Origin of the sequence: Psychromonas sp. psych-6C06 (assembly GCF_002835465.1) — a bacterium.
Taxonomy (GTDB): Bacteria; Pseudomonadota; Gammaproteobacteria; order Enterobacterales; family Psychromonadaceae; genus Psychromonas.
On the sequence record NZ_PIZM01000010.1, the window covers coordinates 143498 to 150690 of the forward strand.

A 7193-nucleotide genomic window follows, 5' to 3' on the forward strand; every position below is an offset into this window, starting at 1 on the left:
TTTATAGTCCATTGTTAATATTCCCTGAGCGCCATCTCTTTTGCCCTGAGTATTGGATTCAAAATATATTCAAGCACAGTCCGCTTACTGATCATGACATCAACAGTGGTCATCATCCCTGGAATAATAGGCATATCTTCCTTCCCAAGGTTATGCATGCTTGATTCGGTGGTTCTCACTCTTATTATATAAAAACTATTACCCTCTTCATCTTGGGTTGTATCTGCACTAATGTGTTCTACGACACCTTCTAGACCGCCATAACGTGTAAAGTCATAGGCAGTAATTTTTACCATGGCAGGTAAACCGACATGTATAAAAGCAATATCTTTAGGAATAATTTTCGCTTCAACTAATAATTTATCTTCTGATGGCACTATTTCAATCAGTACTTCGCCCGGTTTAACAACACCACCCAGCGTGGTTATATGCAAAGTTTTTACGGTCCCTACGACAGGTGAAGTGATTAGAGCCTTACTTACTTTATCTTTTACGCCAACTTGCGCTTCACTTAATCGAGAAAACTTTGATTGTAATTCATTAAGTTGTGCTCGTGCTTCAGTACGATACTTAAGCACCGCTTCACGCCTTTTGAGAATTGCTTCATCATAGGATGACTGCACTTTCGGTTTTAAAAGTCTCAGAGCATTGAGCTCTCCTTTAATATCATTCACAGTACGTTGCAGTTTTAATAGCTCAATTTCAGGTACTATTTTTTTCTTAGCAAGCGGAACTGTTAATTTGAGCTCTCTATTAGCAAGATTTAAACTGCTTTTTAACGTATTAATTTTAGAAGTGATCTCTTTGACTTCCTGTTCACGCTGCTTTATTTGTTGCCCTTGAATAGCAACTTGGTTCTCTAAATTATTAATTCGCGTATTATATTCATCTTGATTACGTGCAACCAGCTCTGCGGAACTTTGATTGAGGTCATCAGGGAAGTTTAGTTTAGCTTTATTGATTTTGACTTGTAATTGCCAAGCCTTAACATCTGCAACTAATACATCTCTTAATTCAGCACGCAAACGAATTATGTTAGCACGTAACGCATCGACCTCTTGTGTTTGCTGTGCCATATCAGAACGGAAACGAGTATCATCGATTCGAGCAATCAATTGTCCTTTAGTTACCTGCATACCCTCCGTAACATACAACTCTTGCAAGATGCCCCCATCAAGGCTTTGAATCACTTGTACCTGCGAGGAAGGAATAATCTTTCCTTCACCGCGTGTTACGCGATCTAACTCTGCAAAATACGCCCAGACAAGAAAACAACTAAATAGCGCAAACAGAGCCCAAATAGTTAAGCGATGCACGGTAGGCGTTTGCGTTAAAATTGCACCGTAAACATCATCTGCCATTTCTAAATCTTCTTTACTTATTTTCATTGCTTCGCTCCCTTCTTGGGTGCGCCATTTAGCAAGCCATTTTTTAACTGTTCTAATATTTTCTGTTTACTGCCATCCGCAACAAGATAACCTTTATCCAATACAATAATTCGATCAACTAATTGTAATAGATGCATTTTATGGGTGATTAAAAACAGTGTACGATTCTGTGCAGTAACTTTCATAGACTCAATGAACAATCGCTCAGCACGAGCATCCAAACTAGCGGTCGGCTCATCCAGTAATAACATTTGTGGGTCGTTCAGAATAGCACGCGCGAGCGCAACGGCTTGACGTTGGCCACGAGATAATGACTTGCCACCTTCCCCAACTTGCAGTTCTAACCCTTGTGACTCCATATCGGTAAATAAACTAACACCCGACATTTGTACTGCGCGTAATAATTGATACTCGGTTACTTGCTTTGTACCAAATAAGATATTGTCTTTGATTGAACCATGGAATAAAACAATATCCTGCGGTAGGTAACCTATATTACGTCTTAAATCGCTCGGGTGTATCTGCCCTTGATGTAAACCATCGTAACGAATGCTCCCCTGTTGGGGCTTAAATAGGCCTAGTAATAATTTGGCGAGCGTTGTTTTACCTGAACCATTTCGTCCAATAATTGCAATTTTCTCACCCGGCTTAACTTTCAATGAAAGAGGGTTGAGTGCAGCTTTTTCGATATTAGGGTAATTAAAGCTTACATGTTCAAAAACTATATTTCCTTCAAGTTTAGTATGACTAGCAAGGTGACCTTTATCTTCAAATTCAGCCTCTTGTTCCATAATTCCATCGAGCTGCCTTAAGGAGCTGACCGTCTGGTTATAACGTGTCATTAATGCAGCTATTTTAGCCATCGGACCTACAGCACGGCTCGATAACATAACGGCAGCAATAATACCCCCCATAGAAATTAAGCCTTCAGAAACACGGTACACCCCCAACACAATGACTGCCACTACAACCATTTGCACAATAAAACTTGAAACATTCGCCACAGAGTTAGTAATAACTTTAGTTTTTAATTGCCATGTTGAAGTATGCCCTAACATCTGTTGCCATGCATTTTGTACAACCCCCTCAGCGCCATTCGCCTTTATCGATTCTAAAGAAGAAAGGCTTTCAATAAGGTGACCATGCCGTAAACCAGAAAATTTATTACTCTCTTCAATAGCATGACGCAATCGTGCTTGTACTAATAAGGCATAACCAAGAATGAGAACCGCTGCAATAACAGAGAAAACGGCAAGATCTCCAGCAACTAGGTAAATAATAAAGACAAAAAGAAAAGCAAAAGGAAGATCAACTAATGCAGTCACCGTTGCTGACGATAAAAACTCACGAACACTATCAAATTCGCCGAGCTGTCTGGCCATACCGCCAACACTTGGTGCTTGTTTTTCAAGAGAGATACCAATAACTTTTGCGAACAATTTTGAAGATGTTTGAATATCTACTTTTTTCCCGGCAACATCAATAAGGTAACCACGAAGCTGTTTAAGGATGAAATCAAAGGTATAAGCAACACTTGCACCTACAGCCAGAACCCATAAACTTTCAAAAGCTAAATTAGGTACAATTTTATCGTAAATATTCATTACCAATAATGGAGACACCAATGCAAAAATGTTTACTAAAATAGAAGCAATGATTACATCACGATAGATAGGTGCCGACTCTCGAATCGTGCCCCATAACCAATGTTTATTGTTATCGCCAATATGTACATCAAAATCGCGATCTCCATGATATTTTTGTTTTATAAGAAAAAGGTAACCCACATAAACAGACTCTAATTCCTCTATGGTTAGTTTTTCTTCACCACCAGTTTCTGGTAATAAAATAAGAGCCACATTGGCTTTAAAGTCAATAGATTGAAGCACGCAAGCTTTTTGATCTTTAAGCATTAATATGCAAGGTAATAGCATTTTCGGAATATTATCGAGGCTTTTTCGACTTAATTTAGCACTAAGACCAGCGCGCATCGCGGCTTGTGGTAATAACTCAGGAGAAAGGACACTCTGATCCAGTGGTAAACCAGCAGCTAACGCTTCAGCTGAGCAAGGATTACCAAAGTGCTCGCTGAGTAATACTAAGCAATCAAGTAGTGGATCTTCACTTATACTTTGAGAGGCGTTAATTGTCCATTGTGACTGGGCAGCTGGCATTTAAATACTCGAGTCCGTTTGATATTTAATTAAGTATATAACTTATAAAGGATTATAGGAAAGATAGGCGTAAAAAATAAAGTAAAATATAAGCTAAGTTATGTATTTACAGGATCTATCTAACAGATAACAAAGAATGATACGAGCAAATGCTCGCATCATTCTTTGCATAAGGTTAAAAGAGCCTGAATCGACTCATTTTAATTTAGATATTTTCGTCAATACTGATCTCCATCGTTGTACTGTCAACACTGACATTATCACCAATAAACAGGGCACTATCACCATTATCTTTACTTAGTAGGTCATTAATGATTGTGACATCATCACTACCAAGGTCAACTCCATCTAAAATGATAGTTTGCGTTACAACCCCGTCTCCTTCAGCCATAACATCGATAGTCGTATCGCCATTATTACTTTCGAAATCTAAGAAGTTATCTAAATTATCACCATCAGTTAGATGCAACAAATCACTTAAATCTAACTTATCACCTACAAGCTGATTAAAGTCTTGAATATGATCAGTGCCTACTTCACCATCCAACCAAACAAAGGTATCTGCACCACCATCACCAATAAGAAGGTCGTTGCCACTTCCACCTATGATAGTGTCATCACCAGCATCCCCACGAACAACATCATCACCAGAGCCACCATCAAGTAAATCACTCCCTTTACCACCACGAAGTCCATCATTGTGAGAACCACCAAATATTTTATCTTCTCCATCATGCCCGTAAAGCAAATCGTTACCCGATTCACCGTAGATAATATCATCACCAGTAAATGCATTAACAATATCGAAATCTGAGGTGCCTTGCTTGATATTAGTGTTTAAGAAAGTATCGTCACCAACCATAGAAGCATCATCAGCAACCATAAAGTTTAAATTTTCAATTTGATTTTCAGCGCTATCAGCTAATAAACGAGCCTGTAATTCATCATCAGTGTCTCCAGCCTCAGCATTATCACTTTTACCGGTAGCCCCAGCATATATGATGTCATTTCCATCTCCCGACTCAACCCTATCATTACTGCCATAAGTAAATATGGTTTGTGCATTACTAGCTGTCGGAGTATTGGCATTATTAAAACCAGCTTGTAATTGACGATCTCCATTATCATCGAAATAGTAAGAGCCAGAATTTGATTCAGACAGTTTGTCACCAGAAACCGTAACAGTATCAACAGCATAGCCTCCACGATTGTCACTACTTAAATCAATGCCATAAATAGAAAATGTTTTTGATGCAGTATCGCCATTAGCATTTTCGGTTGACGTTGCTGTAATTTGTATATCAAATGGCACAGGTTGCGAAATAGGATCTGCCAAAGTAGATATTTTTAAACCCTTCAACTGTGCTGGAGTTAAGATCCAAGTCCCATCTAAAAGCGTTCCTTGTGATAACTGAGCACCACTTGGAATTCCCGAAATAGCAATACTCAGGGACTCACTACCATCATTATCATTAAGCAATGATTGAATTTCTAAGTTAGCTTCGAGTATGGAATTATTAGTAATAGTTGCCACATCTAATGAAGCCTCTAGACTTGGTGTATCAGCTATTGCAATAACAGCTATATCTAGCTCTTCACCATTAACAGTGATAGTGAAACTCTCATCACTATTCTCAGGAGGTGTGATACTAACTTTATCAATGTTTGAGTTGGTGATGACCCATTTACCACTATTGGCTCCATTTACTGGTGCGGAAACCTGTTGGCCATCAATTTTAACGATGTAACCCTCAGGTACATTTTCAATCACAGCTTTATTGTTAACTTCAGTTAAGGTAAGAGGGATATCAGTATCTTCATAACCTGAGATTGCAGGAACATTCTTCACGTTAACAGTAATAGGCAAAGACGATTCAGCAGAATTGCCATTTGATGACTCAGTAGATGTTGCTACAACATTTAGTGTATAAGCTGTGTCAGTTTTTACTTCGACTGTTTGTAATGACAAATTACTTAGGTTCCAATTACTCACATCTATATTTGTAACTAAAGAGGTCGCAGTGAATAAATTATTTCCATCTGTGAGTGTAAATCCGACAGGTATATCTTTGACTTCTACCTTTAGACTTTCAGAACGATCCACATCAACTAATGAAGCGTCAATATTTAATGATACGTAAGATTTTTCATCTACATTAATCGAATTATTCGTATCTACATCTGTTACGGTTGGTTTTTGATAGCTGATAGTATTAATCAAATAATCATGGTTTGCACCTGGTGCAGTAAAGACTATTTGGTCAAAATCACCATTATTAGAAGGTTTAAGCGTATCTGCATCATCAACTCTATCAGTGCCACCAATATGTGTTTGCGAAATACCAACTTGCTGACCATTTTTATAAAATGTATAAGTTGCATGTTCTGATGAGTGTTTCCAAGAGAATGACACATCCACAGCGCTAATATTATTATCAAAACTAATAATTAAAGATTCAGATGCGTTATTAGCGTTTGAGAAACCTAATTCTGTATTTGCTCCTGAAGCTTGCCCTACTACACCGAAACCAACTGGTGATGCATTGATGCTAATTCCAGCAGGATTGCCACTTGCATCAATTGCCGTTACGACAAAACCGCTGTCTTGACTATTTACATTCGCAGTAGTTATTGACTGAAGTTCAACTGTTTCAGTGGTTACGTTAAGTTGAGGGGCATCAGCAACCGCATCAACAACGATATTAGTCTGTGTAAGCGTAACGTCTTTACCATCTGTCACCTTAATTGTTAATTTAGGATCATTGTCTGAATTAACAGAAGGTGTGAAAGTCCAAGTGCCATCATTGTTATCAACGATGTCACCAATATCAACACTTAAACTAGCAATAGAAAGTACATCACCGTCGGCATCTGTAAACTTAGCTAAAATGTCAGACTCATTAATAATTAGAGGTGTATCTTCATCAGTCGTATAATTTAAAGGTTGAGTAGGGGTTATTAACTCAGGTGCGTCATTATCACCATGTACAACAACCGAAACGTCCGCCGTAGCAGTGCCACCTTGACCATCACTAATTTCATAAGAAAAGTTAACAGTTACTTCCTCACCATCATCTAAAGACTGCAATGAAACATCGGGTGTAAACTGGATTTGTGGCTTACCATCTACACTAACAATGATGGCTGTCCCGACTGTTTCCCCAGAACCATTAACTATAGTGGCAACATTACCATCAGTTACAAAGTCGTGTCCCTGCACATGTGTGATAAATAATGAATCACCTTCAGGATCACTATCATTACTCAATACATCAATAGTAACTGCAGTATCTTCATCAGTGGAAATAAGATTACTTTCTAAGAAGACCTCACCACTATTACCAGCGGCTAAAGAGAATGATTTGGATATTTGTGTACCATCAGCATAAGTAGTTGTAAGAACAACTGGTTCAAGATTTCCAGGATACCCAGCATCAGGTACATACTTAATCTCAGAGTCTGCACTATATGGACTGCCCACAATCATAGTAACCCAACTACCAGCGAAATCTTTGATTTCAACTACGCCTTGTAAAGGAGCACTATCAAGGGTTATTAACATTCCAGAATCAATTTCATTATCATCAACGGCAATGGGTGATTCATTGACATCGCCCACGGCAATGGTAAA

Annotated in this window: 3 protein-coding genes; all 3 read right to left on the reverse strand. The window is 38.4% G+C overall.

Annotated features, from left to right (window positions below):
* Positions 1-14: 14 nt before the first annotated feature.
* On the reverse strand, positions 15-1388 hold the full coding sequence (locus CW745_RS14335) for an HlyD family type I secretion periplasmic adaptor subunit (RefSeq protein WP_101109377.1): 1374 nt from the start codon (positions 1386-1388) through the stop codon (positions 15-17).
* A complete protein-coding gene (locus tag CW745_RS14340; RefSeq protein WP_101109378.1) occupies positions 1385-3562 on the reverse strand; it encodes a type I secretion system permease/ATPase in 2178 nt (725 codons plus the stop codon). The genes CW745_RS14335 and CW745_RS14340 overlap by 4 nt, the downstream gene beginning before the upstream one ends.
* A gap of 205 nt (positions 3563-3767) precedes the next feature.
* Positions 3768-7193, reverse strand: a 3426-nt coding sequence (locus tag CW745_RS14345) for a cadherin-like domain-containing protein (RefSeq protein WP_153069769.1), incomplete at its 5' end; no start/stop codon positions are given.